General features: G+C 17.5%; 2 protein-coding genes. Both read left to right on the top strand.

What is annotated here, in order from left to right; translation table 11 throughout:
* A partial coding sequence (locus tag H9660_RS16160) for a hypothetical protein (RefSeq protein ID WP_191751394.1) occupies positions 1-322 on the top strand: 322 nt, incomplete at its 5' end.
* A complete protein-coding gene (locus H9660_RS16155) occupies positions 315-638 on the top strand; it encodes a hypothetical protein (RefSeq protein ID WP_191751393.1) in 324 nt (107 codons plus the stop codon). The genes H9660_RS16160 and H9660_RS16155, both read left to right, overlap by 8 nt.
* Positions 639-686 lie beyond the last annotated feature (48 nt).

The following is a 686-nucleotide window of genomic DNA, read 5'->3' as shown; positions in this document are numbered from 1 at the left end:
TAGTTATTCTTATATGGAAGAGTTAGATAATATTACGAATTCAATAAATAAAAATAAGATAAAAATTATGTTTGAGAATATAAAATTAAGTAATTTAAAGAAGGATTATGATAAATTTAACAATGAATCATTTGAAGACAAGCAAGAAGTAAGAACTTTATTTAAATACATAAAAAGAGAATTTTTAAGAGAAAGGAAGTTAATAATTAGTAAAATAAATTCTAATAATTTAAATGAAGAAGAATTAATATTAATTTATGAGTATTTATTATTAATAACGAAAAAAATGTTGTCAATTCAGGAGGATTTGATAAATGAATAATTATTTAAAAGATGAATTAATAAATGATACAGTTAAGGAAAAGATTAAAGCTTTATATAAGGATATAGTGATAGATGATATTAGGGAAGAACTTATAAAGAGTAAAGAAGAAGTATTACAAAATATAAATGAAAAGGATGATAGAAAAAAAATAAATAAAGAAATAATAAATAAATTGGATCAATTATTGATAATAGTAGATATGATTGAAAATAAAGGGGAAAAGGATTTGAAAAGTATTGCTTTTGATAATAAATTAGTATTATTATCTAATATTATATTAGTTATTTTGTTAATTATAAGTATATTTAGATAAAAATAATAAAAAAATTATTTGTAAAAAAATTCAAATCTAGTATAATAT

This window comes from Clostridium gallinarum, assembly GCF_014836325.1.
In the GTDB taxonomy this organism is placed as follows: domain Bacteria; phylum Bacillota; class Clostridia; order Clostridiales; family Clostridiaceae; genus Clostridium; species Clostridium gallinarum.
This window is presented reverse-complemented; position numbering and strand designations above follow the sequence as displayed.

Excerpts from the sequence above, each read along its gene's own strand:
- H9660_RS16155 (WP_191751393.1), top strand. The coding sequence starts at position 315 with ATGAATAATTATTTAAAAGATGAATTAATAAATGATACAGTTAAGGAA.